Annotated in this window: 23 protein-coding genes; 13 read left to right on the top strand and 10 right to left on the bottom strand. The window is 68.4% G+C overall.

Annotation, left to right across the window (positions count from 1 at the left end):
* Positions 1-16: 16 nt before the first annotated feature.
* Both ASF08_RS00285 and ASF08_RS00290 read left to right on the top strand, forming a co-directional pair.
* Positions 17-1,057: a sensor histidine kinase gene (locus tag ASF08_RS00285; RefSeq protein WP_056139851.1), complete on the top strand. Its 1,041-nt coding sequence runs from the start codon at positions 17-19 to the stop codon at positions 1,055-1,057.
* 102 nt (positions 1,058-1,159) lie between these two features.
* Entirely contained in the window at positions 1,160-1,582 is a 423-nt protein-coding gene (locus ASF08_RS00290; protein ID WP_018045377.1) for a SufE family protein, read from the top strand.
* Between the two features lie 15 nt (positions 1,583-1,597).
* Here ASF08_RS00290 and ASF08_RS00295 read toward each other — a convergent pair whose 3' ends face one another.
* Both ASF08_RS00295 and ASF08_RS00300 read right to left on the bottom strand, forming a co-directional pair.
* Positions 1,598-2,452, bottom strand: coding sequence for a DUF6456 domain-containing protein (locus ASF08_RS00295; RefSeq protein WP_373321299.1), 855 nt, complete (start codon positions 2,450-2,452; stop codon positions 1,598-1,600).
* 148 nt (positions 2,453-2,600) lie between these two features.
* Positions 2,601-3,035, bottom strand: coding sequence for a MucR family transcriptional regulator (locus tag ASF08_RS00300; RefSeq protein WP_018045375.1), 435 nt, complete (start codon positions 3,033-3,035; stop codon positions 2,601-2,603).
* Positions 3,036-3,540: 505 nt separating this feature from the next.
* On the opposite strand from ASF08_RS00300, the gene ASF08_RS00305 reads away from it, so the two are divergent.
* Positions 3,541-5,709 (top strand): S9 family peptidase, encoded by a 2,169-nt coding sequence (locus tag ASF08_RS00305; RefSeq protein WP_056139853.1) that lies wholly within the window; start codon positions 3,541-3,543, stop codon positions 5,707-5,709.
* Positions 5,706-6,497 carry a hypothetical protein gene (locus ASF08_RS00310; protein ID WP_056139855.1) on the top strand — a complete coding sequence of 264 codons (792 nt, stop codon included), beginning with the start codon at positions 5,706-5,708 and terminating at the stop codon, positions 6,495-6,497. Before ASF08_RS00305 ends, ASF08_RS00310 begins: the two co-directional genes overlap by 4 nt.
* A 29-nt stretch (positions 6,498-6,526) precedes the next feature.
* Here the strand turns inward: ASF08_RS00310 and ASF08_RS00315 are convergent, their stop codons facing one another.
* Positions 6,527-10,126 carry an AsmA family protein gene (locus ASF08_RS00315; RefSeq protein ID WP_056139858.1) on the bottom strand — a complete coding sequence of 1,200 codons (3,600 nt, stop codon included), beginning with the start codon at positions 10,124-10,126 and terminating at the stop codon, positions 6,527-6,529.
* Between the two features lie 187 nt (positions 10,127-10,313).
* Entirely contained in the window at positions 10,314-10,565 is a 252-nt protein-coding gene (locus tag ASF08_RS00320) for a hypothetical protein (RefSeq protein ID WP_056139861.1), read from the bottom strand.
* Positions 10,566-10,706: 141 nt separating this feature from the next.
* On the opposite strand from ASF08_RS00320, the gene ASF08_RS00325 reads away from it, so the two are divergent.
* From ASF08_RS00325 to ASF08_RS00335, 3 genes are all read left to right on the top strand, one after another.
* Positions 10,707-13,112, top strand: a complete 2,406-nt coding sequence (locus tag ASF08_RS00325) for an ATP-dependent helicase (RefSeq protein ID WP_056139864.1) — start codon at positions 10,707-10,709, stop codon at positions 13,110-13,112.
* A 437-nt stretch (positions 13,113-13,549) separates the two neighbouring features.
* Positions 13,550-14,266, top strand: a complete 717-nt coding sequence (locus ASF08_RS00330) for a PhoH family protein (RefSeq protein ID WP_026176203.1) — start codon at positions 13,550-13,552, stop codon at positions 14,264-14,266.
* Positions 14,267-14,397: 131 nt separating this feature from the next.
* The gene (locus ASF08_RS00335) at positions 14,398-14,643 is read left to right on the top strand and encodes a hypothetical protein (RefSeq protein WP_018045368.1); all 246 of its coding nucleotides are present in this window, start codon (positions 14,398-14,400) and stop codon (positions 14,641-14,643) included.
* A gap of 289 nt (positions 14,644-14,932) precedes the next feature.
* On the opposite strand, the gene ASF08_RS00340 is transcribed toward ASF08_RS00335, so the two are convergent.
* Both ASF08_RS00340 and ASF08_RS00345 read right to left on the bottom strand, forming a co-directional pair.
* A complete protein-coding gene (locus ASF08_RS00340) occupies positions 14,933-16,474 on the bottom strand; it encodes a L,D-transpeptidase family protein (RefSeq protein WP_443136796.1) in 1,542 nt (513 codons plus the stop codon).
* 393 nt (positions 16,475-16,867) lie between these two features.
* Positions 16,868-17,830, bottom strand: a complete 963-nt coding sequence (locus tag ASF08_RS00345) for an acetyl-CoA carboxylase carboxyltransferase subunit alpha (RefSeq protein WP_018045366.1) — start codon at positions 17,828-17,830, stop codon at positions 16,868-16,870.
* A 280-nt stretch (positions 17,831-18,110) separates the two neighbouring features.
* Between ASF08_RS00345 and ASF08_RS00350 the strand changes: the two genes are divergently transcribed.
* Genes ASF08_RS00350 through ASF08_RS00360 form a run of 3 tightly spaced genes read left to right on the top strand, consistent with a single transcriptional unit; the run spans position 18,111 to position 20,821 of the window.
* On the top strand, positions 18,111-19,229 hold the full coding sequence (locus tag ASF08_RS00350) for a patatin-like phospholipase family protein (RefSeq protein WP_056139870.1): 1,119 nt from the start codon (positions 18,111-18,113) through the stop codon (positions 19,227-19,229).
* Positions 19,230-19,265: 36 nt separating this feature from the next.
* Positions 19,266-20,009, top strand: coding sequence for an acetoacetate decarboxylase (locus ASF08_RS00355; protein WP_056139874.1), 744 nt, complete (start codon positions 19,266-19,268; stop codon positions 20,007-20,009).
* 26 nt (positions 20,010-20,035) lie between these two features.
* A complete protein-coding gene (locus ASF08_RS00360; protein WP_056139878.1) occupies positions 20,036-20,821 on the top strand; it encodes a 3-hydroxybutyrate dehydrogenase in 786 nt (261 codons plus the stop codon).
* Between the two features lie 69 nt (positions 20,822-20,890).
* On the opposite strand, the gene ASF08_RS00365 is transcribed toward ASF08_RS00360, so the two are convergent.
* From ASF08_RS00365 to meaB, 3 genes are all read right to left on the bottom strand, one after another.
* Entirely contained in the window at positions 20,891-21,235 is a 345-nt protein-coding gene (locus ASF08_RS00365) for a CsbD family protein (protein WP_018045362.1), read from the bottom strand.
* Between the two features lie 127 nt (positions 21,236-21,362).
* The gene (locus ASF08_RS00370) at positions 21,363-21,995 is read right to left on the bottom strand and encodes a pyroglutamyl-peptidase I family protein (protein WP_056139880.1); all 633 of its coding nucleotides are present in this window, start codon (positions 21,993-21,995) and stop codon (positions 21,363-21,365) included.
* Entirely contained in the window at positions 21,992-22,996 is a 1,005-nt protein-coding gene (gene meaB / locus ASF08_RS00375) for a methylmalonyl Co-A mutase-associated GTPase MeaB (RefSeq protein ID WP_056139883.1), read from the bottom strand. The genes ASF08_RS00370 and meaB overlap by 4 nt, the downstream gene beginning before the upstream one ends.
* A gap of 234 nt (positions 22,997-23,230) precedes the next feature.
* Between meaB and ASF08_RS00380 the strand changes: the two genes are divergently transcribed.
* From ASF08_RS00380 to ASF08_RS00390, 3 genes are all read left to right on the top strand, one after another.
* The gene (locus ASF08_RS00380) at positions 23,231-24,268 is read left to right on the top strand and encodes an alpha/beta hydrolase (RefSeq protein WP_056140754.1); all 1,038 of its coding nucleotides are present in this window, start codon (positions 23,231-23,233) and stop codon (positions 24,266-24,268) included.
* 147 nt (positions 24,269-24,415) lie between these two features.
* Positions 24,416-24,778, top strand: a complete 363-nt coding sequence (locus ASF08_RS00385; RefSeq protein ID WP_018045358.1) for a hypothetical protein — start codon at positions 24,416-24,418, stop codon at positions 24,776-24,778.
* Positions 24,779-24,984: 206 nt separating this feature from the next.
* The gene (locus ASF08_RS00390) at positions 24,985-25,359 is read left to right on the top strand and encodes a VOC family protein (protein WP_056139886.1); all 375 of its coding nucleotides are present in this window, start codon (positions 24,985-24,987) and stop codon (positions 25,357-25,359) included.
* A gap of 5 nt (positions 25,360-25,364) precedes the next feature.
* Here ASF08_RS00390 and ASF08_RS00395 read toward each other — a convergent pair whose 3' ends face one another.
* Positions 25,365-26,882 (bottom strand): L,D-transpeptidase family protein, encoded by a 1,518-nt coding sequence (locus tag ASF08_RS00395; protein ID WP_056139887.1) that lies wholly within the window; start codon positions 26,880-26,882, stop codon positions 25,365-25,367.

The following is a 26,882-nucleotide window of genomic DNA, read 5'->3' on the forward strand; positions in this document are numbered from 1 at the left end:
GTAGAGTGGGAGCAAAATGGCCGCGGAGACAGAGTCGACCGAGGCGAGCATCGCAGAGGCCGTCCCGTGTGACGAGTTTCGTCGCTTCGCGGATTTCGTGCCCCTGATGATGTGGCGTTCCGACATCGAAGGGGCGGCGGTCCATCACAACGAGTGCTGGCTCGATTTCACCGGCCGGAGCCGCGAAGACGAACTCGGCCATGGCTGGCGGCGTGGCCTGCACCCGGACGATTTCGACCGACATGCCGCCCTGGTCCAGGAAGCCTTCGCCTCGCGCAGTCCCTACTCCATCGAGTTTCGCCTGCGCCGTCACGACGGTGCCTACCGCTGGCTCCTGAACAACGCCCGTCCCCTCACCGAGAACGGCACGTTTCAGGGTTATCTCGGCTCGTGCTTCGACATCACCGACCGCAAGCGGGCCGAGGAGCATGCCGAGCATGCCCTCGTGGAGAAGGAGGCCCTTCTCGCCGAGGTCTATCACCGGGTGCGCAACAACCTGCAGGTGATGGTGAGCCTGATCGGTCTCTACGGCCGCGCCGCGCCGCCGCCGTGCCGCGGGAGCTTCGAGGCGCTCGGCCAGCGTGTTCGCGCCATCGCCCTCGTTCAGCAGCATCTGCACGAAGCGCCGCACATCGCCTCCATCGACCTGCGCGATTACCTTCATCGGCTCGCCTCCGGCCTCGGCCAGTTGCGGCGGGCGGGCCGCATCAGCGTGGCGGTGGGCGGCAGCGGCACGAGCCTCGTGGAACCACGCACCGCCAACGCCCTCGGCATGATCGTGGCCGAAGTCGTGGCCGAATGCCTCGACGCCACCGCCGATTCCGTCTCCTGCACGATCGCGATCACCATCGACGCCCAGGCCGGCGCGCCGGTCCGTCTCACCATCGTGTCGGGCGGCGATCAGCCCGGGGCCCATGCCACGGACGTGCCCAATCTCGGTCCTCGGCTGGTGGCGGCCTATGCCGCTCAGGCCGAAATCGCCGTTCGCGGCACCGGCACGCAGGCCGATCCGATGGAACTGCAGCTGCCCGAAGCCCTGGTGCACCCGTCGGAGTAGCGGACATTGACGCTCGCCGGACGGCGGGCCGCTCCCTATATCGATGGGGCGAGGAAGTGCCGTCGCTTCGCTCGATCGTCGCCGAGAGTTCAGCCTGACACCATGCTTCCACCCATCGCAACGATCATCGACAATTTCGAAATCCTCGACGACGGGCCGGACCAGCTCGAGTACCTGATGGAACTCGGCCGTGCCCTGCCGCCCTTTCCGGACGAATTGCTCACCGAGCAGAACCGGGTCCATGGCTGCGAAAGCCAGGTCTGGGTCGATTCGAATGTCGATCATTCGCAGTCGCCGCCGCGCCTTCACCTGCGCGGTACCAGCGATTCCTTCATCACCAAGGGGCTGATCGCCCTGGTGATGGCCCTGCACGACGGGAAGACGCCGACCGAGATCGCGGATGTCGACGTCTTCCAGGTCTTCAAGCAGATCGGCCTCGGCGCTCACCTGACGTCGAAGCGTTCCAACGGGGTCCGGGCCATGGCCGAGCGCATCCATCGGGACGCGGCGCGGCTCGCGGCCTGAAACAGCCTCCGAGCCTCAGGCCCGCTCGCGCCACTGGCGCAGGCGCGACCGGCTCGGACCCACCGCCTCCCGTTCCAGCCCGTAATGCTCGGCGAGCCGCGCCAAGGCGATGCGGATGACGACCTTGGCCGAGCGTGCCGGCCAGCGGCGCTCCGCCTCGATCGTCTCCAGGCCTTTCACGAAACCGCACAGGTCGATCAGCAATCCGGACAGGTCGCTTCCCACCGCCGACAGGGCCGCGCGGACGCGCTGTCGGGCCGCCAGCATGGCATCCGACCCGGCCGAGGGATCGCGGGGGCCGCCGCCATCGACTTTGACCCCGCTCCAGTCCGACCCCAAGCGCGGCATCAGCGCCCCCATGGTCATGTCGCGGCGCAGCCGCTCGCCCGCCTCGAAACAGGCGGCGTCGATCAAAGGGCTTCCATCGCGATCGCGGCGCCGTGCCATCCAGGCGAGGGGACTTTCCGAGGCGTCGCGGACAGGCCGGGTCGGCTCACCTTTGCCTTCGAGGTCGAGATGCTGGGCGAGGTAGGGCGTGTCCCGGCCGGCCCGGTCCCGCCGCATCCTCGCTCGCCCGGCGGCGCTGATGGTGAGCCGGGCGCGCCGTCCCGCCGCCTGTTCGGCGAGATCGCAGGAGAGGAGAGCCTGTCCCGCCTGCGCGCCATAGCGTCCGCTGCTCACCGAGATCCCATCGCCGCCGCTTCGCACGATGATCTCGCCCTCCGTCAGCGGATCGGGCAGGGCATAGGCTCCCTCTTCGTCGAGGGCCGCGAGGAGCCGGGCCGCATCGCGACCGAGTTCCGCCTGAGTGCGCGCCGGCATGGATCGCCGACCCATGCCATGGATCGCCGCATTCGGGGTCTTGTTCATGATATGTTCCCTGGCGTATCGATGCGGCAATCGCCGCGGCACCAGGGATATTATAAGAAATTAGTCCTAACGCAAGTCTCAATCACGAGGTCGACGACGACGGGGGGGCCGGGCGGCGAGAGTTCGCCAGCGCCCGGCCCCGCTTCGCTTACGCGGCTTCGTCGTAGGTCCCGTTGCGGGTCTGGCCGAGGCCGATGGCCTTGGCGAGGTCCGAACGCGCCTTGGCGTAGTTCGGAGCGACCATCGGATAATCCGAAGGGAGGCCCCACTTCGCGCGATATTGTTCCGGGCTCATGTCGTACTTCGCGCGCAGGTGGCGCTTGAGCGATTTGAATACGCGCCCGTCTTCGAGACAAATGATGTGATCGGCTGTCACCGACTTCTTCACGGGGACGGCGGGCTGCTGCGGCGCGGAAGCGACCTTGGCCTCGGCCTCACCGCTCGCGACCTGGGTCAGCGAGGTATGGACGCGGGTAATGAGCTGCGCGAGCTCGCCGACCGGCACCGGGTTGTTGCTCACATAGGCCGAGACGATATCGACCGTCAGTTCCACGAAGTCGGCCGAATTCTCAATGTCGCTCATTGTTTAAACAGTTCCTTTTAGCACGATGCCGGACGGGGTCTTTTGAGTATGCAGGCGATGGGCCAAGGGACAGTTTGGCAATCCATAGCTGGACTCTCGGCATCGTGGCTTCATCCAGTGGCGCTCTACGATGGTGGGCGACGATAATCGCCATTTCGCCCATTTAATATATTCACATTGATCTCGCAAGACGGGAGTCAGTCATGACGGGCCGCCGAATCAACGGTTCTGAACGATATTTCAATTTAATGTGAGTTCGCACCGACGCAGGCTAAGTCGACGCGCTGTCAACGAGGCCTCTCAAGGATAGAGAACCAGTTGCATCCATGATGCCAAAGCCTGTCGTCGGTCGAGCCGTCCGGCACCGCGCCGAAAAGACTTCCCTCTCGACCTTGCCCATGGCCTCCGGCTGGGACACATGCAGGCATCGAAGGCGACCGGTGAACGGATCGGTCGCCGCTACGCTATTCAGCCGACGGTGGTTGGCAACCTTATAGGTCTATCCATGGACGATCTTTTCCACTTGGAAAGCAAGCCACCCGTCGCCGAGGTGCGCCCGCACACATTCACCGTGCATGGCCGAGCAATTTCCGACAATTATTCTTGGCTGAAGGCCGAGAACTGGCGCGACGTGCTCAAGGATCCCGCTGCCCTCCCGGCCGATATCCGGGCATATCTCGATGCCGAGAACGCCTATACCGAAGCGGCGCTCGGCGATCTGGTTTCTTTACGCAAGACCCTGGTCGCGGAGATGCGCGGGCGCATTCGCGAAGACGATAGCGGTGTGCCCGAGCCGGACGGCGCTTTCGCCTATTATACCCGCCATCGCGAGGGCGGGCAGCATCCCCTCGTCTGCCGCCGTCCGCGCACGGTGGTGGTGATCCCCGGACAGGGTGCCGAGACGGCCGGGACGGGCGGTCCGGAAGAGGGCGAGGAGATCCTTCTCGACGGTGACGAGGAGGGCAAGGGATTGCCATTCTTCGAGCTCGCCGCGGCGGTTCACGCGGACGATCACACCCGCCTCGCCTGGAGCGCCGATTCCAAGGGGTCCGAGCTCCACACCATCCGTGTCCGCGACCTCGGCACCGGGCAGGATCTCCCGGATAGTATAGAGGCGACCACCGGCGAGGTGGTCTGGTCCGCCGACGGGCTGTCGTTCCACTATGTGGCCGTGGACGAGAACCATCGTCCCGCCCGCGTCATGCATCACGTGTTGGGCACGGAGCAGGCCGCCGATACGTTGCTCTACGAAGAGCGAGATTCCGGATTCTTCGTCCATATCGAGACGACGCAATCGCGCGATTACCTCACCATCACGGCGAGCGACCATGAAACCTCCGAAGTGCATCTCCTCGACCGCAAGTCGCCGGACGCAACCCTGCTATGCGTTCAGCCGCGGGAGCCGCTGCTGATCTACTCCGTGGAGAATTGGGGGAACCACCTTTTCATCCTGACCAATGCGGCCGGGGCGGAAGACTTCAAGATCGTCACCACCCGCATCGGCGCGTCGGGCCGCGCCCATTGGAACGACCTCATCCCGCACCGGCGCGGCGTGATGATCCGCCACCAGCACGTCATCGCCCAGCACCTCGTGCGCCTCGAGATCGAGAATGCGCGGCCCCGCATCGTCGTCCGCGACACGCAGGGCAACGAGCACGTGGTGGCCTTCGCCGAGGAGGCTTATTCCCTCGGCCTCCAGCCGGGGCACGAGTTCGAGACGGCGGTGATCCGGTTCACCTACTCGTCGATGACGACGCCGGCCGAGACCTACGATTACGATTGCACCACCCGCGCTCGGCAGTTGCGCAAGCGCCAGACGATCCCGAGCGGGCACGATGCCGCCGCCTATGTGACGCGCCGGATCTTCGCCACGGCCCCGGATGGGGAGAGCGTGCCGATCTCGCTCCTCCACCGCCGCGACCTCGTCCTCGACGGCTCGGCTCCGCTGCTGCTCTATGGCTACGGGTCCTACGGCACGATGATGCCGGCCGCGTTCCGCACCAACCAGCTGTCGCTGGTGGATCGCGGCTTCGTCTACGCCATCGCCCATGTCCGCGGCGGCACCGAGAAGGGCTGGCACTGGTACATGGACGGCAAGCGGGGCAAGAAGCCCAACACCTTCACCGATTTCGTCGCCTGCGGCCGTGCCCTGGCGGAGGCCGGATACACCACGCCCGGCCGCATCGTCGCCCATGGCGGGTCGGCCGGCGGGATGCTCATGGGGGCGGTGGCCAACCTCGCGCCGGAGCTCTTCGCGGGGATCGTCGCCGACGTGCCCTTCGTCGACGTGCTTAACACCATGCTCGACGGCGACCTGCCCCTGACCCCGCCGGAATGGCCGGAATGGGGAAATCCGGGCGCGAGTGAAGAGGATTTCGAGACCATTCTGTCCTACTCGCCCTACGACAACGTCTCGGCCCAGAACTATCCGGCGATCCTCGCGCTCGGCGGCCTCACCGACCCGCGCGTGACCTATTGGGAGCCGGCGAAATGGGTGGCGCGTCTGCGCGCCACGATGACCGGCGGCGGTCCCGTCCTGATGCGGATCAACATGGAAGCCGGCCATGGCGGGGCGGCGGGACGATTCGACCGGCTGGAGGAGGTGGCCTTGATCTATGCCTTCGCCCTGCGGGCGGTGGGCCGGGCCGGAGCCGGCGAGGGGCCGCACTCGTGACGGCCTTCGCCCGCACCGCAACCGCCGCCGCGTGCCTGCTGGCGACCTTAAGCCCCGGCGCGGCGGCGGACAGGGCGGTGTCCCTCCAGGTCCCCCCCGATCTCGCCAAGGATCTGCCGGCGATGCCGCGGATCGCCAACCCCGTCGACGACGCGGAACGGCGGATCAACGCCGCCGTGCAGCGCCTCGACGGAGCGGTGCGGAAAGCCGCCGCCGAGTGTCTGGCGGAGGGAGGCAAACATGCCGATTACGGCCGGCACATCGAGGTGACCATGCGGGGTCCCCGCTTCCTCAGCTACACGATGACGGACAGCGCCTTCTGCGGCGGCGCACATCCCAATACCGGCACCTCGGCGATCGTCTACGACCTCGTCTCCGGTGCTCCCGTCGATTGGACCGCGCTGCTTCCGCCCGCCCTCACCGGCAAGGTGGCGCTCCAGACCGAGATGGATGGAAGCAGGATGGTGTCCCTGTCCTCCAAGCGGCTCTTCGACCTCTACCTCAAGGCTTATCGCCCCAGGACCGGCCAGGCGAAGGCGAAGGCGGATGCCGATGACGACGAGTGCCGCGAGGCGGTCGCCATGCCGAATGGCGACGGGCCTCCGGCCATGACCGTCTGGCCCGATGCGAAGGCGGGCGGCCTCGCGGTGCAGTTCGACCTCGCCCACGTGGTCCAGGCCTGCGCCGACGTGGTGGTCGTTCCGGTGGCGACCCTGACGGCCGAGGGCGCCAATCCGGTGCTCACCGATGCGATCACCGCCGCCCGGTCAGCGCGGCCGGCTCACTGATCGTCTTAACGCATCGAAGCCGGTCGTCATCAGGGCTGCGGCGCGGTCGGATCGACGGCCCGGCCTGGAACCTCCAGCACCGGCAGCCCGTCGGCGGCACGGCGCGCGGCATCCTCCAGGCTCGGTGCCAGGGCGCGGATGCGCGCCTGACGAGCGGCTTCCTCGGCGGCCGCCTTCTCCGCTGCCGCTTTCTCGGCCGCGGCTTTCTCCGCCGCGGCCTTTTCGGCCGCCGCTTTGATGGCGGCGGCGCGGGCCTTGTCCATCTCGATCCGTGCGCGACGCCGCTGGCGCTCGATCTGATCCGCCTCGAACAGCTCGATCTTGTCGAGCTCGCGCTGGAGGACCACGGCGGCGAGGCCGTTGGTCAGCGGGCCGGCATCGACGCTGCGCTCGGGTTTGCTGAGCGGGCCGGAATAGGCGAGCTGCACCGCCGGAACCCCGCCCGTCCAGCCCTTCGGCGATCCGCCTCCCGTCAATGTCCCGCGCGCATCGAACCGCCCGGTATTCAGGTCGATGGCGAGGGTGCCGGCCCAGCGCGGTCCACCGAGATCGAAGGCGAGGGGGGCCGCGCGGAGCGACCCGCCGGAGAGGGTCGCGGGCGCCTTCACGGTCCCCTTCACCGGCATCGGCGCGGCGGCGAGTTCCTCTGTAACGAGGGCCTGGAGCCGTCCGTCCCGCAGCGGATCGTCCTCCGCGAGGGCTTTCACCAGGGCGCGCTCGATCCCGCCCGGATCGCCGCCGGGCAGCACGAGATCGGTCAGGGCGATATCGCCGCTGCCGCCGAGATTGTTCGCCATGTTCACGACGCTCTGGCCCGAGGCACCGAACCGCAGGGTCGCGCTGGCGCGGCCGGAGATCGGCCCCGGACCGACGAGATCGGCGATGGAAGCGTCGCTCAGGCTCCCTTCCCCGGTGAGCGCCGCCGCTCCGCCCTGCCGGGACAGCGTGACGGTCCCCATGAGACGGCCCCCGGCGAGGCGGCCGCTGAGGTCGCGGATCGAGAGGACGCGGTTGTCGAGACGGGCACCGAAGGCCGCGCCCTCTGCGGTGAAGCGTCGGCCGAGTTCGAGCGCGTCCACCCGCACGTCGAGGTCGATGGGCGGCCGGTCCGCGGTCGGGGCCCCGAACCGAGCGCCGTCCCCGGCCTCTTGCTTCTTACCCTCCGGGGGAATCACCAGGGCCGCGGCGAGCCAGGGCAACGACAGCCGCCCCAGCGCCACGCTGCCGAAGATGTCGCCCGCCGGCGACCGGTTGACGTTGGCGAGGATCGTGGCCCCGGCGATCCGCCCGGCCACATCCGCATGGGCATCCCGCCCCGCCCGCGACAACCCCACCAGCAAGTCCGCCGGTAGCGGCGAGGGCAGGGCGGAGGTGCTGCCGGCGAGGAGGAGGAAGGGCGCGATGTCGGGTGTCTTGACCTGGATCTCGCCGGCCTCCGGCGGGGCCTGCCCCGGACCGGGCACGACCGGCTTCACCGTCGAGAGGGTGAGGTCGGCGATGGTGCCGGAGATGTCGAGGCCGAGGGGCGGGACCGCGCCATCCGCTCCGGCCTGTCCGCGTGTCCCGGTGATGCGCAGGGCGGCGGGCTTGCGCAGGGCCGCCATGTCCTCGCGTTCGAACCAGCGCCCGGCGAGCGGGGTCGTCAATCCAAGGGAGAGGCTGTCGATGCGGCCGCTTCGCGACAGCAGGTCGAGGTCGAGGCTGCCGCCCGCCGCGGTCCCGTCGGCGCTGGTGCGCAGGGTGTCGGCGTCCCCGGCCTCGCGCTCCAGGGTCACGGCGAGATCGAGGGCACCGGCCCGGAGGAAGCCGGGGATCATCCGGGCCTCGGCGATCCAGGTCCTGTCGAGGAGGGCGATGAGGGGGGCGGCCACCGGCGCCCACATCCGGCCTGCGATGCGGCCGGACCCGTCAGGGGCGATGCGGCCGGAGAGCTTGGCGTTGGCGCCGGCCACATCCGTGACGTCGAGGCTGCCGACATTGAGGCTCGCTCCGTCCGATTGGATGCTCGCGGCGATGGTCCCATTGCCCGAACGCGCTCCGGCCGGCCCGTAGCGCACGTCCCTCGCCTGGATCGTCAGGCCGATATCGTGGTCGTGGAGGCCGGACAGGGCACTGCCGAAGGAGGGCAGGGCCGCGATGTCGACGCCCTGCGCCGAGAGCTGCGCGTCGAAGCGGCCGCGCCCGCCCGCCTCCGCCTGGGTATAGCGGGCGTTGCCGGTGATCCGCGCCTCGCCGAGGGAGAGCCGCAGGTTGCGCAGCGACAGCGACGGGCTCGCCGTCGAGAGGTCCGCGGATGCCTGGATCGGGCGCCCGTCCATCACCGCGACGGCCGGGCCGCCGAGGCCGAACTTGCGCAGGTACCGTCCGAACCCGTCCGATGCGGTGGCGTCGAGGGAAACGTTGCCCGTGAACCGGAGGGCAGGCTGCGTATCGAGCTCACCGGAGGCGGTGAGGCCGGCCTCGCCCGGTGCCGTCACCGAGAAGCGCCGGAGGGCGAGCCCCCCCGTCCGGTCGAACGTGCCGGAGAGTTGAAGCTTCGTCCAATCGTCGAGACCGAGGGCGACGCTCTCGATGCCGAGATCGAGATCGACCATCATCGGCAACTCGGAATTCGCGCGCGGCATCCCGCGCGCCACAAGGGCCTGTCCTCCCGTGGAGATCAGGAAGGCGTCGAGGTCCAGGCGGCGCGTCTCCAGGGTCAGTGCCGCCCTCCAGGCCCGCAGGTCGATCCGCCCGGTGCCGGCAAGGCGCATGGGCTGACCGCCGGGGTCGATCTCGGCCTTCACGTCGGAGAAGCGCACGATGGGGCCGCGGGCCTTGAACGTCCCGCCCAGCGAGAACGGCAGGTAGGCGCCCGCCACCTGGACCGGCGGCCCGACCACGACCCGTGCTGTGCCTTCCGCCTTCGGGATCATCGCCCGCGGGGCGTCCCCGGTCGCCTCCGGCTCGCCCGCCATCGGGTCGAGGCGGATGCGGGCATCGGCCTCGAAACGCGGATGGGTGTCGCCGCCGCCCGAGATCTTCACCGCGACGCTGCCGTCCTCCGCGGGCTCGCCGGTGGCGACCCGGAAGGCGACCGCGCCGCTCATCCCCTCGATCCGCCAGGGTCCGAGCAGCCGGGGCGCGGAGAGATGCACCGCCTCGGCGCGGACCTGATCGGTGCGGCCGCTCTGCGGCACGAGGGTCGTCAGCACGACCTGCCCGATCGTCAGGTCCTCGATGGCCAAGTCTTGGTCGGCGAGGGTCCGGTAGAGGTCGGCGGGCAGGCGGATCGCGTCGTCGTCGCTGATCGGAAGCTTGATCTCGGCCCGGCCGATCCGCGTCTCGGTGAAGCGGATGTCTCCCGTCAGCAGCGGCGTGAGGCCGATCTCGGCCGCGACGGACTGGAGGTCGAGGGCCGGCTTGTCGGCCTGTCCGCCGATGCGGAGCCGATCGACGCTCAAGCGCGGCGAGGGAAGGAGCCTGACGCCGATCCGCCCTTCGGTCCGTGCGTCGAGGCCGAGGGATCGCCCGATCGCCCGGTCCACCAGCGTGCGGTAGCTTTCCCAGGCCACGAGGGGCGGGACCGCGAGGGCCGCGACGAGGATCAGGATGACGGCGCCCGCCAGCGCGGTCAGGATGTCTCGCACCGTCTTGGTTTCCGCCTCGCTCCGGCCCGGTCTCGGGGCCTGCCATGGGGCGGGCACGTGGTCTCAACCGGACGTCATGCCCGGTTCGTGCCCCCACCCCATGCGGCATAGCACACCGATCCCGGATGCGCGCCAGGGTCGAACCCCGCGGTCAACAGGTGCCGGGCTTCACCCTTGACCGGTCCGATCAGCGGCGCGGGGCGATGCCGGGGCCGATCGGCGCCGGACGGGTGATCTCGTTGCGCTGCATCTGCATGCGGATCTGGTTGTTCTCGAACTGCTGCTGGTGCCGGACGCCGCGAATCTCACTCTGTCTGGAAAGACGGTCGTTGGTCTCGTTCAGCGACCGCGTGCCGGGCGACTGGGCCATGGCCGGAGACAAGGCGAGGCCGCCTGCCAGGGCCGCGAGGGAGAGGACGGACAAGGAACGCGTGCGCATGGCGGAGCCTTCTATGATGACGGCCGGGATATGGTGAGACGACGCCCGACATGAAGCCGGAGTTCCGTTTGCGGGCGAGGGCGGGGCGGCCCCGTTGTCCCGACCCTCGACGCCGTTCGCGTTTTGGTCCAGGGAGGCAGCATGAAACAGCATCCCGACGCAGCGGCGGCGTCCGTGCCGGCGCCGGCCTCCGGCGTGGCGGCCGAGGCCGCGCAGAGCTCCATCGCCGCCCGCGCCATGGCCTCCCTCAGGCCGCAGGGCTCCCCCTATCTCGAAGGGCTGAACCCCGAGCAGCGCCGCGCCGTCGAGACGACCGAAGGGCCGGTCCTCGTCCTCGCGGGCGCGGGCACCGGCAAGACGCGGGTGCTCACCACGCGAATCGCCCATCTGGTCTCGACCGGTAAGGCGCGGCCTTTCGACATCCTGTCGGTGACCTTCACCAACAAGGCCGCCCGCGAGATGAAGCACCGGATCGGTTCCCTCATCGGCCCGGCCGGGGAGGGGATGCCCTGGCTCGGCACGTTCCATTCCATCGGCACCAAGATCCTGCGCCGGCACGCCGAGATGGTGGGGCTGAAATCCGACTTCACGATCCTGGGGATGGACGACCAGCTTCGCCTGATGAAGCAGGTCATCGTCGACCAGAACATCGACGAGAAGCGCTGGCCCGCCCGCGCCCTGTCCTCGGCCATCGACGGGTGGAAGAACCGCGGGCTCCTGCCCGAGCAGGTACCCCCCGGCGAAGCGAGCGCCTTTGCGTTCGGCAAGGGCGGCGCCCTCTACACCGCCTATCAGGCCCGGCTCCTGACCCTGAACGCCGCTGATTTCGGCGATCTCCTGCTGCTCTGCCTGAAGCTGTGGCGCGAGAACCCGGACGTGCTGGCCAATTACCAGCAGCGTTTCCGCTACATCCTGGTGGACGAGTACCAGGACACCAACGTCGCCCAGTATCTCTGGCTGCGCCTTCTGGCCCAGGGCCACCGCAACGTGGCCTGCGTCGGCGACGACGACCAGTCGATCTATGGCTGGCGCGGGGCGGAAGTCGACAACATCCTACGCTTCGAGCACGATTTCCCCGGCGCGATCGTGGTGAGGCTGGAGCGCAACTACCGCTCCACCGGCCACATCCTCGCCGCCGCCTCGGGGCTCATCGCCAGGAACGAGGGCCGCCTCGGCAAGACCCTTCGTACCGAGGACGTCGCCGGCGAGAAAGTGACGGTGTCCGGCGCCTGGGATTCGGAGGAAGAGGCGCGCCAGCTCGGCGAATCCATCGAGAGCCTGCAGGCCAAGCAGCATCCGCTCTCCGAGATCGCCGTGCTGGTGCGCATCTCGGCTCAGATGCGCGAGATCGAGGACCGGTTCGTCCAGCTCGGCCTGCCGTATCGCGTCATCGGCGGCCCGCGCTTCTACGAGCGCGCCGAGATCCGCGATGCCCTGGCCTATCTGCGCGTCACCATGAACCCGGCCGACGACCTCGCCTTCGAGCGAATCTTCAATACACCGAAGCGGGGCCTGGGCGACGCCACCCTGCAGATCCTGCACGGTTATTCCCGCTCGCAGCGCGTGCCGCTGCTCCAGGCGGCGCGCAGCCTGATCGAGACCGACGAGCTGAAGCCCCGCGCCCGCTCCGGCGTCCGCGCCCTGGTGGAGAGTTTTTCGCGGTGGGCGCGGATGGTCGGCACCCAGCCCCATTCCGAGGTGGCCCAGACCGTCCTGGAGGAATCCGGCTACACCGAGATGTGGCAGAAGGACAAATCCGCCGATGCCGCCGGGCGTCTCGAAAACCTCAAGGAGTTCGTGCGCTCCATGGAGGAATTCCCCGACATGGCGGCCTTCCTCGAACACGTCTCCCTGGTGATGGAGGCGAGCGAGCAGGAGGGGGCGGACCGGGTCTCGCTGATGACGCTGCATGCCGCCAAGGGGCTCGAATTCGACACGGTGTTCCTGCCCGGCTGGGAGGACGGCCTGTTCCCGAACCAGAGGGCGCTCGACGAGAGCGGCCGGGCCGGGCTGGAGGAGGAGCGCCGCCTCGCCCATGTGGGCCTGACCCGCGCGCGCAAGCGCGCCAAGCTGTCCTTTGCCGTCAACCGGCGCATCCACGGCCTGTGGTCCTCCACGGTGCCGAGCCGCTTCATCGACGAGTTGCCCGCCGACGCCGTCGACGTGGTCGACGCCCCCGCGCATTTCTCCGCCGGTGCCTCGCGCTTCGACCGGAACCCGGCGCCGTTCGGCTCGTCCTACGGGACGCCGGGCTGGCAGCGGGCGCAGGCCAACACCGCGGGAAACCAGGGGTTCGGAGGCGGGGGTGGGCAAGGTTTCGGAAGATCGTCCTCGCCCGGCCGGAGCAATGGCGGACCGCGCCAGATCGAGGGCGAGCTCGTGGCGAAGTCGACGGGCGCGCCGTCCGCGTTTTCGGATGGTATGCGAGTCTTCCACACCAAGTTCGGCCCCGGCAACGTGGCGGCCGTCGACGGCAACAAGCTGACGGTTGACTTCGATAAGGCCGGCCGCAAGATGGTTCTCGACAGCTTCATCCAGCCAGGGTGAAGCACCCCGCCGGCCGCATGCGACACGTCGTGCGGACCCGGCCGGTTTCGCCCCTCGTGAAGGGCCGTGGTCGAGATGGATGCTTCGTCGTTCCACCATCTCACCTGTCGAAAACTGAAACTCTCCCTCATCTGCGCGTTTCCGAAGCGAAACTCGGACACACGTCCGGGATTTCGTGCCGTCATGCCCCTGTCGCCACCGGAGCGGCATGGTGTGTGCGTGGGTGATTCGTGGCTTGCCGCACCGGGAGCCCGTCACTCATAGGCCAAGTCGTCCACAGGTCGTGGGGCGACATCTGGAACTAAAAGACCTGCCGTCGAATTCTTTCGTTAACGATTGTCAGAGATAGTGTAACAAATCTTATCGAGGGCAGGGCGCGTAGGCAGGTCGAAGATCAGTTGAACCCTAGTTGGCAAGTCCAGTTGGAGTGTTGATCGATGAAAAGACGGCGCACACGACTTGAGCTGGTAGAAGACCGCCCGGTGCGGCTGCACCGCACCCGGTTCGACGACGAGCGTAACTTAGGCCCTATCCAGCCTCTCACCGTCCGACAGGCCGAGTACCTGGATGCCCTCGCCGTCAGCAAGCAGGTCATCGTTCTCGGTCCGGCCGGCACCGGCAAGACCTACATCGCCGGAACCCGCGCCGCGGATCAGCTCCGCCAGCGCCGCATCGCCAAGGTCATCATCACCCGTCCCAACGTGCCATCGGGCCGCTCGCTGGGCTTCTTTCCCGGCAGCTTGGAGGAAAAGATCGCGCCCTGGGTCACGCCGCTGACCGAGACCATGAAGGAGCGCATGGGCGACGCCGCCTACGAGATCGCCATGAAGACCGGCGACATCGAGGTGGTCCCCTTCGAGGTGATGCGCGGACGCACCTTCAAGAACTGCCTCGTGATCCTGGATGAGGCGCAGAACACCACCACCGCCGAGATCAAGATGTTCCTGACCCGCATCGGCGACGATTGCCAGGTCATCATCAACGGCGACGTGTCCCAGACCGACCTGCGCGAGACGTCGGGCCTCAGGACCGTGATCCACCTCGTGAAAAGCCGCATGATGCAGGTTCCCATCGTCGAATTCACCCTCGACGACATCGTCCGTTCTGGCATCTGCGCCGAATGGGTTCGGGCTTTCGAGGAAACGAAACTCTGACTTGAGTGTTATCAGCGGCGGGTCGAACCGGACCCGCCGCACGTCTCGGCGTGCGGCAATCATCTCTCCGGCGCGAGCGGGGGAGATTAATCCGAGCGCCGCGCTCGGGTGAAAGAGAACGGAAACGCCCGATGAAAAAATTGATCTTCGCGCTTGCCATGGTCGGAAGCCTCGGCGCTGGCGCCCTCGCGACAAGCGCTTCGGCCGCTCCCGGCGCCCCGATGGGCGTGACGTCCTCCGAGACCGTCACCCCCGTGCGCATGCACCGTGGGGAGCACCGGATGCATCGCCGCATGCACCGTCGTCACCACATGCGCATGCACCGTAACCACATGCGTCACCGGATGATGCATCACCGTCGCATGCACCGCATGTGATCGCAGCAGCGATCCGAACGACGAAAGGGCCCTGAGGGGCCCTTTTTTTTGGCCTATCGAATTTCCTGGTTCACCGAATCGGACGATCTCGCCGCTCGCGGCCCGTCCCCCGCTGGGTCTCGCAAGACCCTTCGCTGGCCCTGCGGGCCTCCGGGGAGGGGGGCGTTGGCGTGAGGACGGCGGGAGATTTCGATCCCGGCTCCGTTCCCCGGGAAGTGAGGCGCCAGCGGAACCCGATCTGGGATCCCGCCGATAAAGTTGCGACGCGTCTATTCGGCCAAAGCGAGCCTCAGAGCTTCGGCGTCGCCTTCGCGGCACCATCCTTCACCAAACCGTCCTTGGCCGTGGCCTCCTTGGCGGGAACGGCCTTGGCCGCTGGCGGCTTTCCGGCCTTGGCGGGCTCGGCCGCCACCTTGGCCTTCTGCCCGACGGCGCCGGTCACCGTCGGCACCGTGATCGCATGGGCGGTATGGGTGGCCTTGCCGGATTTCGGCGCCGGCTGGATCGTCTCCTGGGCAGCGGCGGCGGCCGGGATCGTGGCGGCGTCGGCTGCAGGGGTCGGCGAGGCCTTGCCGGTGAGGAGACTGCCCAGAACCTTCGTGTAAGAGGGCGAATCCACATCGGCATCGGCCACCATGACGCGCGCTGGCGTCGCGGGCTTCAGCGGTTCGGGTGCCGCGTTCGTCTTGGCGACGACGCTGCCGGGCTTGGTCTTGTCGGAACCCGCCTTGAGGGCCGCCGCGGCGGCCTTGGTCGGGATCGGAGCCTCGGCGGCGGCCAGCATCACCGGACGTCCCTTGGCATCCACCTCGACCTCGCGCTCGCCGGCAGCCAGGCTCTCGGGCCGGCTCACTTCGCCGAGATGGTGGCGGGCGTATTCCTTGGGGTCGTAGGGCGCCTCCGGCTCGTCCTTCTTCGTCAGGTTGGCGAAGGCCAAGGTCGAGGCGGGAGCCTGGGGACGGAAGACCGGGTTCTGGCCGCCGTCGTCATAGACGACCCTGGTCGCCGGCGTGCCCTTGGCGACGAGTTCGGCGATGTCGTGGTTGTCCTTCGCCCGCTTCTCGGCGACGAGCGTGTCCACCTTCGGCGAACACGAGCCGGCGGCCACGTCCTGGCCGCCGAAGACGTAGCGCGTGCCGCAGACGTTCACGCGCGGCTCCTCGCGCAGGGCCTCGAAATAATCCGAGCCTTCCTTCAGGTTCTTCCAGAACGGCGCGTTCGGGTCGTTGCGATACTTGGCGAAGTTCTGCGCCGTCATCCGGAACGGATAGGACTGGAACTGGAACGCGCGCTGCCCGCCGGCGAAGGAATCGCGTGCCAGGGCGTAGAGCTCGCCCATGGACTCGTCGGTCATGGCGAAACAGCCCGAGGACGAGCAGGTGCCGTGCACCATGATGTAATTGCCCGTCCGGCCGTTGGCCCGGTCGTAATTGTTCGGGTAGCCGGTATCGAAGGAGAGGTAATAGGACGAGTTCGGGTTCATCTGCCCCGGCGTCACCGTGTAGAATCCCTCGGGGGCCTGCCGGTCGCCCTGCTTGGTCTTGGGGCCGAGCTGGCCCGACCAGCGGCAGATCGGGAAGGTCTTGAGGAGCGCGTACTGGCCGTTCGTGCCGCGCTTCCACACCTCCATCTCCGCTTCCTTCTTGTAGGCGCGGATCAGGATGGGGTCGTTGGCGGACATGCCCTTCTGGGCCATCAGCGCCAGGGTCTTGGCCGGAACGGGCGTGAGGGCGCGCAACGGCACGCCGCCGCCCATCGAGCCATCCTGGCAGGCGGTGAGGGAGAGAGCGAGCGCAACGACACCGGCAGCCGTAGCCAAGCGTAGAGCCAGCGGGCGCAAAGCCATGGGGAACCCCGTCCTCATACATGCGCTCGCGGGATCTCGCCCGTCGAACGCCACTCCCCAACCCAATAGCGTCGTTAAACTTACCCGGTTGTTACCGCAAGAAGACGCAAATGGCCGGCGTGGCGAGATGTGGATTTCGGTGGCTTCCTTGGTGTGGGCACCACATTGCCGCAAAGTGTCGGTCGGCCTCGACGTTCGGGGGGGCCGGCTGGACGGCAATCGACTTGATTCCGCTGGTATTTCCGGTCCCAGCGCGGAGCGCGTGGAGACATGCCGCCCGGAGCGGCGAGCTCCGAACGGGAGGAAGAAGCGGGGTTTAACGAAACCCTTATCGGTTCCTTGAACCCGATGCGCCAAAACGACGCATAGATAACCGGCTTACAGTTTGCGGCCGATATCGAGGAACTTCGCCGCCCGGCGGTCGCGGATCTCGTCGGGGCTCAGACCGTCGAATTCGGCCAGCGCCTTGGCCACGGCCTTGCCCGTATTGGCGATCGCCGCATCGCGCCCGCGATGAGCGCCGCCGGTGGCCTCCGGGATGATGCCGTCGATGATCCCGAGACGCAGAAGATCCTGGGCCGTGATCTTCATGGCGGTGGCCGCATCCGCCGCCCGGCCCTGATCGCGCCAGAGGATCGAGGCCGCGCCCTCCGGCGAGATCACGCCATAGATCGCGTGTTCCAGCATGAGGACGCGGTTGGCGGTGGCGAGCGCGATGGCGCCGCCCGAACCGCCTTCGCCGATGACCACGGCGACGTTGGGCACGCCGAGTCCGAGGCAGGTTTCGGTGGAGCGGGCAATGGCCTCGGCCTGGCCGCGCTCTTCCGCCTCGATGCCGGGAAAGGCACCGGCCGTATCGACGAAGGCGAGGACGGGAAGGCCGAACCGATCGGCCATCTCCATCAGCCGCACCGCCTTGCGGTAGCCTTCGGGCTTGGCCATTCCGAAATTGTGGCGCAGGCGGCTCTCGGTGGTGGAGCCTTTCTCCTGGCCGAGCACGCAGACGGCGCGGCCCTCGAAACGGCCGAAGCCGGCGACGATGGCCTGGTCCTCTCCGTAATGGCGGTCACCGGCCAGGGGCGTGAACTCAGTGATCAGGCCGGCGCAGTAATCGATGAAGTGCGGCCGCTGCGGATGGCGCGCCACCTGCGTCTTCTGCCAGGGCGTCAGGGTGGCGTAGATATCGGAGAGGGCGGACGCCGCCTTGGCTTCCAGGCGGCCGACTTCCTCGCTGATGGAGACTGCGCCGTCGCGGGAGGCCAGGGTCCTCAGCTCCTCCAGCTTGGATTCGAGCTCGGCCACCGGCTTCTCGAAATCGAGATAGGAGCGCGTCACCGACATCGGTCAGAGATCCTTGTTCGTCGCCGTCGGCGCGCCGTCGGGCCGTGCCGGACATGACGGCGGCGGGAGGCGTTCGGGGCGGGCGGGAAAAGCCGCGGTTGGCCCGGCGGTGTTGGCGAAGGAACACCGCCTGTCAACCATCCCGCCCTCCCGAGCCGTCTTCGCACTGCGGGACGATGGTCATCGGTTCGGCCTTGGGTCATGGTGCCGTCATCGTTCGACGTCCACCTTGCTTCACCGGTGAACGGCGTCGAGGGACGTCCGTGAGAGGTCCGCGCCCGTGACAGAGTTTTCCAGCGGCGAGTCCCATGTCCTCGTGCTCCAGGGCGGCGGGGCCCTCGGCTCCTATCAGGCCGGCATCTACGAGACCCTGGCGGCGGAGGCCATCGCGCCCGATTGGGTGGCGGGCATCTCCATCGGCGCCATCAACGCGGCCCTGATCGCCGGCAACTCGCCCGAGCGCCGCGTGGAGCGGCTGAAGGCGTTCTGGGAGCAGGTCTCCTCCGGGGTGATGGGCTCGCCCTGGTTCCCCGGTGAGCAGGCGCGGGCGGCCTTCAACGAAGCCAGCGCCAACTGGATCGCCACCGTGGGCGTGCCCGGTTTCTTCAAGCCGCGCTTTCCTCCGGCCACCCTCTACCCACCCGGCGCACCGGAAGCGCTGAGCTACTACGACACCGCTCCGCTGAAGGCGACGCTGGAGCGGCTCGTGGATTTCGATCTCATCAACGAGGGCCGGACCCGGCTCAGCATCGGCGCTGTGAACGTGCGCACCGGCAACTTCGTCTATTTCGACAATCGCTGCGACCGGATCACGGCCGAGCACATCATGGCTTCTGGCGCGCTGCCGCCGGGCTTTCCGCCGGTGACCATCGACGGCGAGCAATATTGGGACGGCGGCATCGTCTCGAACACGCCGTTGCAGTACATCCTCGACGAGGAGCGCACCCGCGACCTCGTGGTCTATCAGGTCGACCTGTTCGCGGCGCGCGGGCCTATGCCGCGCACTCTCATCGAATCGGCAGAGCGCGAGAAGGACATCCGCTTCTCGAGCCGCACCCGGCTCAACACCGACAAGAACCTCGAAGCCCGCCGGGCGAAGGCCGCGTTCCGGCGGCTGGCCGAAAAGCTGCCCCCCGAGCTGATGAGCGACGAGGACGTCAACTACCTGCGCCAGGTCACCCACGCCAACTTCACCACCGTGATGCAGCTGATCTACCGGCGGAAGGCCTATGAGGGGAACTCGAAGGATTACGAGTTCTCCCGCGCCACCATGCTCGAACATTGGGCGGCGGGTGCCGGTGACATGCGCCGCTCTCTGCGCTCCCCCGCCTGGTGCGACCGGGTGCACGACGAAACCGGCGTCGCCGTGTTCGACCTGACGCGGGACGCCCGCGACTGATCCCGCCCTGACCCTCCATACGGGAGCCCCCACGCCATGACCCGCGACGAGATCCTGCACGTCCCCTCGATGCCCGCCTTCAGCCCGAGCTATCCGCGCGGGCCATATCGCTTCCTCAGGCGCGAATACCTCATCATCACCTACGAGACCGATGCGGAGGCCCTGCGCCGGGCGCTGCCGGAGCCCCTGGAGCCGCACCCGGAGAACCTCGTCTATTACGAGTGGATGAAGATGCCGGATTCCTCCGGCTTCGGCGATTACGAGGAGAGCGGCTCGGGCGCCATCGCCACCTATAACGGCGAAGCCTGCAACTTCTCGATCCAGATGTATCTCGACGACGAGCCGCCGATCACCGCCGGCCGCGAGATCTGGGGCTTCCCGAAGAAATGGGGCGTGCCCCGCCTCAAGGTCACGAAGGACACCCTCACCGGCACGCTCCATTACGACGAGGAGCGGGTGGCGATGGGCACCATGACCTACAAGCACAAGAGCCTGGAGAAGGAGCTCGACACGGTGAAGGCCGGCCTCGGCCGCCTCAACGTCAACCTCAAGCTCCTCCCCGATGTCACCGGCGCGCCGAAAGTGGCCCAGCTCGTGGGCTATCGCCTGGAGGACATCACCGTCCACGGCGCCTGGGACGGCGAGGCCCGCCTCGACCTGATCCCGCACGTGAACTGCCGGGTCGCCGACCTGCCGGTGAAGCGCATCGTCGGGGGTCGGCACATGATCGTCGACTTCACCTTGCCCTACGGGCAGGTGCTGCACGACTATCTCGCCTGATCGCTCAGTTGACCCGAGAGGCTTCCATGATCCTGACATCCAAGACCGCCGTCGTCACGGGGTCCACCAGCGGCATCGGCCTCGCCTATGCCCGCGCCTTCGCCAAGGAAGGCGCCAATGTCGTCATCAACGGCTTCGGCAAGCCCGAGGACATCGAGAAGGAGCGCGCCGGGATCGAGGCGGATTTCGGCGTGAAGGCGGCCTATTCCCCGGCCGACCTGACCAAGCCCGGCGAGATCGAGGGGCTGATCCGGCTGGGCGAGGAGACGTTCGGCTCCGTCGACGTGCTCGTGAACAATGCCGGCGTCCAGTTCGTCTCGCCGATCGAGGATTTCCCGCCGGAGAAGTGGGAGCAGATCATCGCCCTCAACCTGTCCTCGGCCTTCTACACGATGCGCTACGCCATCCCCGGCATGAAGGCGCGCAAATGGGGCCGGATCATCAACACCGCCTCGGCCCATTCGCTGGTCGCCTCGCCGTTCAAGTCGGCCTACGTCTCGGCCAAGCACGGCATCGCGGGCCTCACCAAGACCGCCGCCCTCGAACTCGCCACCCACGGCATCACCGTGAACTGCATCTCGCCGGGCTATGTCTGGACGCCGCTGGTGGAGGCGCAAATCCCCGACACGATGAAGGCGCGGGGCCTGACGAAGGAGCAGGTCATGAACGACGTGCTGCTGGCGGCCCAGCCCACCAAGCAGTTCGTCACCGTGGAGCAGGTGGCGGCCCTCGCCGTGTTCCTGTGCGGCGACGGCGCCAGCCAGATCACCGGCGCCAACATCCCCATGGATGGCGGCTGGACCGCGCAGTAGCCAACACAGAAATCCCTGCCTCGCCGGAGGGCGAGGCAGGGCGATGGACAGGCGATGGGCCGTGACGGCTCAGCGGCGGCCGTGCAGCAGCAGGGCGAGGCCGTAGCCGACGGCTCCGGCGATCACCAGGGCGATGAGCGGGTTCTCCTCGACGCGGCTCTCCACCGCGCGGGCGCCGTCGCGGACATAGGAGCCGCCGCGATCGTAGGCCTCGCCGGCGTAATCCGACACGTTTCCGGCGACATCGCGCAGGGTGTCCTTGGCCTGGCCGTAGACCTCCTGGGCGCGGCCTTCCGCCTCGCGGTAGCGGCCTTCCGCCGAATTGCGCGACGATCCTACGGCATCGCCGATGGCGCTCTGTGCGCGGCCGCCGAGGTCCTTGGCCGCTCCGACGACCCGATCCGTATCAACCATTGGTCTGCTCCTTGAGAATCGACAACGCGTGATCGGCGCTTCCAAGGCGGCGCCCGCATCCGATGGTCACAGAACGTGCGAACCGGCCAAGCGCACCATCGCACGACAACTTTCTTGAGCGAGCGGTTTACGGTGCGTGTCGCTCCCGGGCTTCGATGAGCAGCAGACGCCCCACCTCGGCCACCGCCCTGGGAAGGACCGCCAGGGGATCGCGCCGTTTTCGCGCGGGCGACGCGGATCTCTGCCATGCCGCCCGGACGGGTGGGATGTGGAGGAACAGGACCGGGCAGGGCTCGGCCAGCGCCTGGAAGTAGCTGGCATTGCAAAGGTAGCGGCCGGCATTCCGGGACGGGATCGCCGAAATTCCCTGTCGTTTCAGGCAGACCAAGGCGCGGGCCGCGATGGGGGCTTCGCGCTGCGCCGGTCCCTGACGGTCGAGCCGCAGGGTGGTCGGAATCCACCCCGATGCGTCGGGAAACAGCCGGCTTGCCCGGTTGAGGGCGCGGGCCTCGACGCGAACCCGTTTGGCGCGGCCGGCGACGCCAATCATCAGCACGGCGGCCGGGCTCTCGGCGAGGGCCGGCTTCAACGACTCGGAAAGAGCCGCATAGGCGGTGCGCAGGATCAGCGTGCGCACCGGGAACCCCGCGATGCCATGCCGGCCGAGATGTCCGACCTGCCGGGCGAGCGTCTCGCTCGGGTTGCGCGGCATGCCGGGGAAGGGGCCGAAGCCGGTAACGAGGAGATGCCTCCGCGTCACAGCCCGATCAGTGTCGCGATGGCCTCCGCGCCGGCGGCCGGGGAGGATTCGCCCCGTGCCACTCCGGCTTCCGCCTCCGCGGTCTGCTTGCGCACCTCGGGCGAGCCGACGAGGCGCTGGTGCAGGCGCTCGTGGACGAGGGCCCACATCCACTTCACGTCCTGCGCCCGGCGCTTCTTCGCGATCTCGCCGGTGGCGGTGAGCTTGTTGCGGTGGTCGACCACCTTGTCCCATAGCGCGTCGAGGCGCTTGTTGTTGAGCCCGGAGATCGTGACGACGGGGGGCGTCCAGCTCGAACTCGGTGCGCTGAGGATGTGGAGCGCGGCCCGGTATTCGCCGGCCGCCGCATTGGCCCGGCGCTCGCCCTCGCCGTCGTCTGCCTTGTTCACCGCGATCATGTCGGCGAGTTCGAGGATGCCCTTCTTGATGCCCTGCAACTCGTCGCCGGCGCCGGGCAGCATCAGCACGAGGAAGAAGTCGGTGAGGTCGGCCACCGCCGTCTCCGACTGGCCGACGCCCACCGTCTCCACCAGGATGACGTCGAACCCCGCCGCCTCGCAGAGGAGCATGGTCTCACGGGTCTTGGCGGCGACACCCCCCAGCGTTCCCGAGGAGGGGGAGGGGCGGATGAAGGCGTTGGGATCGAGCGCCAGCTGCGCCATCCGGGTCTTGTCGCCGAGGATCGACCCGCCGGTGCGGCTGGAAGAGGGGTCCACCGCCAGCACCGCAACCTTGTGCCCGGCGGCGGTGAGGTTGGCGCCGAGATTGTCGATGGTGGTGGACTTGCCGACCCCCGGCACCCCGGTGATGCCGACGCGGATCGCGGTGCCGGTCTGCGGCAGCACCGCATCGATGAGGTCGCGCGCCGCCGCCCGGTGATCGGCCCGTTTCGATTCGGCCAGGGTGATCGCCCGCGCCAGAGCCGCACGGTCGCCCGCGAGCAGCCGCTCGCGCAGGGAATCGAGGTCGAGGGAAGGAGGAAGAGCCATGAGCCCCTTCATGCCGGGCCGGCCCGGTTTCGTCGAGGGGGCGCGTGTCGTTGCACCGGGGTCCCTGGCGCGGGAGTACCTGTACCCGCCGGGCCACGGACCGGGCTCTGCCCGCAATTCACATCGCCTCCCGCCACGTCCGCGCCCTGCCATGGTCACGATCGTCGCCGACAGGGTAGGACGAGAGAGCCAGGACCGAGCGCCGGGCCATCACGGGGCCGTCGACACGCCATGATCCGAAACCGCATGCCGGGAGCACCATCGCAGACCCGCCGCTCGCTGATCCGCGGCGCCGCCCTTCTGGGCGTCGCGAGCCTCACGCCGGGCCTCGCCGGCTGCGTCACCGAAGGGCTCGTCACCGGGGGCACCGGCCCCGAGCGGCAATCGAACCTCGACGTCAGCCCGATCCTGCTGGTGGCGACCACCCGCAAGCCCGTGGGCAGCCCGCCCAAGAGCCCGTATTTCAGTTCCGAGCGCGGGCGCGGTCTGAGCTTTGCCGAAGTCCGTCTCTCGGCCCCCGATCGCTCGCTCATCGGCAAGGTCTCCTCCGTGGTCAGCGGGGACTGGGCGGTGACGGCGGTGCCGCAGGTCGAGACCGGACCCAGCGCGGCGGCGGCCTTCACCCAGGCCGCCTTCGGGCGAGACGTGCTGATCTACGTCCACGGCTACCGCGAGAGCTTCGCTTCCGCGGCGGTGAGTGCGGCGCGCCTGTCGGACGGCATCCGTTTCCGGGGCGCCTCGGCCCTGTTCACCTGGCCGTCCGCCGCCGCCACCTTCGATTACGGCTACGACCGAGAGAGCGCCCTATGGTCGCGCGATGCGTTCGAGGATCTCCTCAAGGCGCTGGCTGGCTCGCCCTCCGGCGGGCGCATCAACATCGTCGCCCATTCCATGGGGACGTTGCTGACCCTGGAGACCATCCGCATGCTGCGCGCCGAGGCCGGCGAGGCGGCGATGGCACGCATCGGCGCCATCGTGCTCGCCGCCCCCGACATCGACATCGACCTGTTCACCGGGGCGGTGGAGCGGATGGGGCCGGACGTGTCGAAGATCACCGTGATCTCGTCCACCAAGGACCGGGCGCTGGAACTCTCCGGTGCCATCGCGGGCGGCGTCGTGCGTGCGGGCGCAGCCGACCGCGAGCGCCTCGAGGCCCTCGGGGTCCGCGTGGCGGATGCCTCGGATTACGGCGGCGGCCTGATCAACCACGACCTGTTCCTGTCGAATCCTGAGGTCCAGGGCGTGGTCAAGCGCGCCATCGGCCGGGCGGCGGGCGGCGCCTGAACGTTGCACCGCAAGAAGACTCAGCTTGAGGACGTGGCTTGAGGTCTTGGCCTCGGCCCCGTTCGCCCCTACACGGGCGGCTGTCGGGCTGACGATTCCCACGCCGACGCGGCCGCCTCCCGGCGCGCCCAGAATGAGGATTGTGCGATGTTCACACTCGATATCGATGGCGTGGCCATCGCGGTCATCAACGGGACCGAGGAAACCGCTCGCGACCTGTTCACCTGCGACGGCTTCAAGGAAGACATCCAGGCGATGAAGAGCGACGGCAAGGTGCTGTGGAACGGCACCTCCGAGCTCAAGATCCGCCCCGCCACCGAGGACGAGATCGAGATCTTCGAGGATGCCCTGGCAGAGGATGATTCGGAGGAGGACGCCCCGTTCGAGCCCGACATGCGCCACGCCAAGAGCGCCGAAGAGCCCGACGAGGACGAGGATGAAGACGGCGAGGACGACGCCGACATCGTGTTCCTCGTGGATATCGACGAGGATGCCGGCCTCGATTCGTAAGGTCTGATCCCGCAGGATCATCTATCGCCGACCGCCTCGCCCGGACACGGGCGGGGCCTTGTATCGCGATCCCTTCTGCCAGCCGTTGACGGCGGCTCTTGCGGGCTATCCCTGAGCCGTTGGGGTATCCGCCGGGATCGGGCAAGGTCTCGAACACGGCGTGGGCGCGATGCCTGCCACGAGTCTCGGCACAGAGCGAGGACCGCATGACTTTCCGCTTCGAACACCTTCATCTTCGCAGCCGGGACGCCGTGGCGGCCGCCGGTTTCTATGCGGAGACCTTCGGCGCCCGCGAGATCGCCCGCGAAGGTGCGCCGTCCGTGACGCGCGTGGTCCTCGACCTGTCGGGGCTCACCCTCTTCATCGAGCACGCGCCCGAGGCCGGCCCCGCCGCCAAGCCGCCGAACCGGGGCATCGAGCATATCGGCCTGGCCGTCGACGACCTAGAGAGCACGGTCGCCGATCTGAAGCGCCGCGGTGTCGCCTTCGTCATCGACATCACCGACGTCCGCCCCGGGCTTCGCACCGCGTTTCTCGACGGACCGGACGGGGTCCGGATCGAGCTGTTGCAGCGCGGCTGATCCGGTCAGTTCGCCGCCGGTCGCGCCGCCTTCTGCGGGATCAGGCCCGGCGGCACCGGGGCGTTGCCCGGAGCCTTCGCCGGAGCGGCGGGCGCCGCCTTCTTCGGCGTGATGGAGCCCGTCATGACCGCGTCCCGCATCGGCACCGCCGGCGAATCGATGCCGTAGATGTCGTCGCGGAAATGCGCGCGTCCGTCCGGGGTGGCGTAGCCGGTGAGATAGACGAAGGTGACCGGGATCTGTTTCGGCAGCTTGATATCGAGCCGCTCGTTGGTGGCGATGTTGGCCTCGATCTCCATCGGTCCCCAGGTCGAGCCGGGGCCGCTCGGGCCGGGAGTGCCCTCCAGAAGCCAGCCCGCCAGCTCCTTCACCTGGGCCACCCGTACACAGCCATGCGAGTGGAAACGCACCTCGCGGGCGAACAGCGATTTCGACGGCGTGTCGTGCATGTACACGGCCTGCTTGTTCGGCATGTCGATGCGGACCTGCCCCAGCGAGTTGTCGAGGCCGGAATCCTGGCGCAGCGTGTAGTTCGCGGCCTTCTCGCCGGCCCAGTCGATGGTCGTCGGATCGACCTCGACGCCGCCGGGGCCGAGGATGCGGATCCGCTCGCGGGCGAGATAGCCCGGGTCTTTCCGCATCTTGGGGATGATCTCCTTCTTGATGATGGAGACCGGCAGGGTCCAGGTCGGGTTGAGGTTCACGTCGGTGATGCGCGCCTCGATCCGCGGCGTCGCCTTGTCAGGCTTGCCGACCACGGCCACGTAGCGGCGCACCACGACGCCGTTCTCCACCGCCTCCACGGCGGCCGACGGGATGTTCACCACCACGTAACGGTCGCCGTAGGGGAAGTTGGAGCCGATCTGCCGCGCGGCCGAGGCCGAGAGCTGGCGCTGGCGGGTCGCCGCCGGCACGTTGAGGGCGGTCACCGTCTGGCGGCCGACCATGCCGGTCTCGGGCAGTCCGTGGCGCGCCTGAAACGCCTTCACCGCCGAGACGAGGATGGGGTCGAGCACGTCGGAGCTCGGCACGCCGGCCGGCAGATCGCCGGTGAGGACGAGGTGCTGGCGAAGTGCTGGAATGTTCGGGTCGCGGGCACCCGGCTTGATCGTCAGGTCGGCGGGCAGGGTCCCCCAGCCCCCGGCATCGACGATGGCCTGATAGCGCTCGGCCATGCGGAACGTGTCGAGGAAGGTCGAGGGCGCCAGGGTCGGGACGGGGTCGTCCGAGACGCGCGCCACCACGAGGGGAGGCAGTTCGCGGGATTTCTTCGCCGCCGCCGGTGACGACTCCGCGCCTTGCGCCAGCGGGACCGCATTCGCCGGCGCCACCTGTTCGGGCTTCGGAGCGGCGTCGGGTCTCGGACCGGCCTCGGCCTTGGGCGCAGGCTTGGCGGCAGCCGGCGGCGCCTCTGGGGGAACCGGAGCCGGTTCGGCCCCAGCGCCGGTCAGGCACAGCATCAGCGCCAGCGGCGACAGGCCGGCACTCAGGATCGACGGGAACACGACGCAACGCGACGACAC

Source organism: Methylobacterium sp. Leaf85 (assembly GCF_001422125.1).
Lineage (GTDB): Bacteria > Pseudomonadota > Alphaproteobacteria > Rhizobiales > Beijerinckiaceae > Methylobacterium > Methylobacterium bullatum.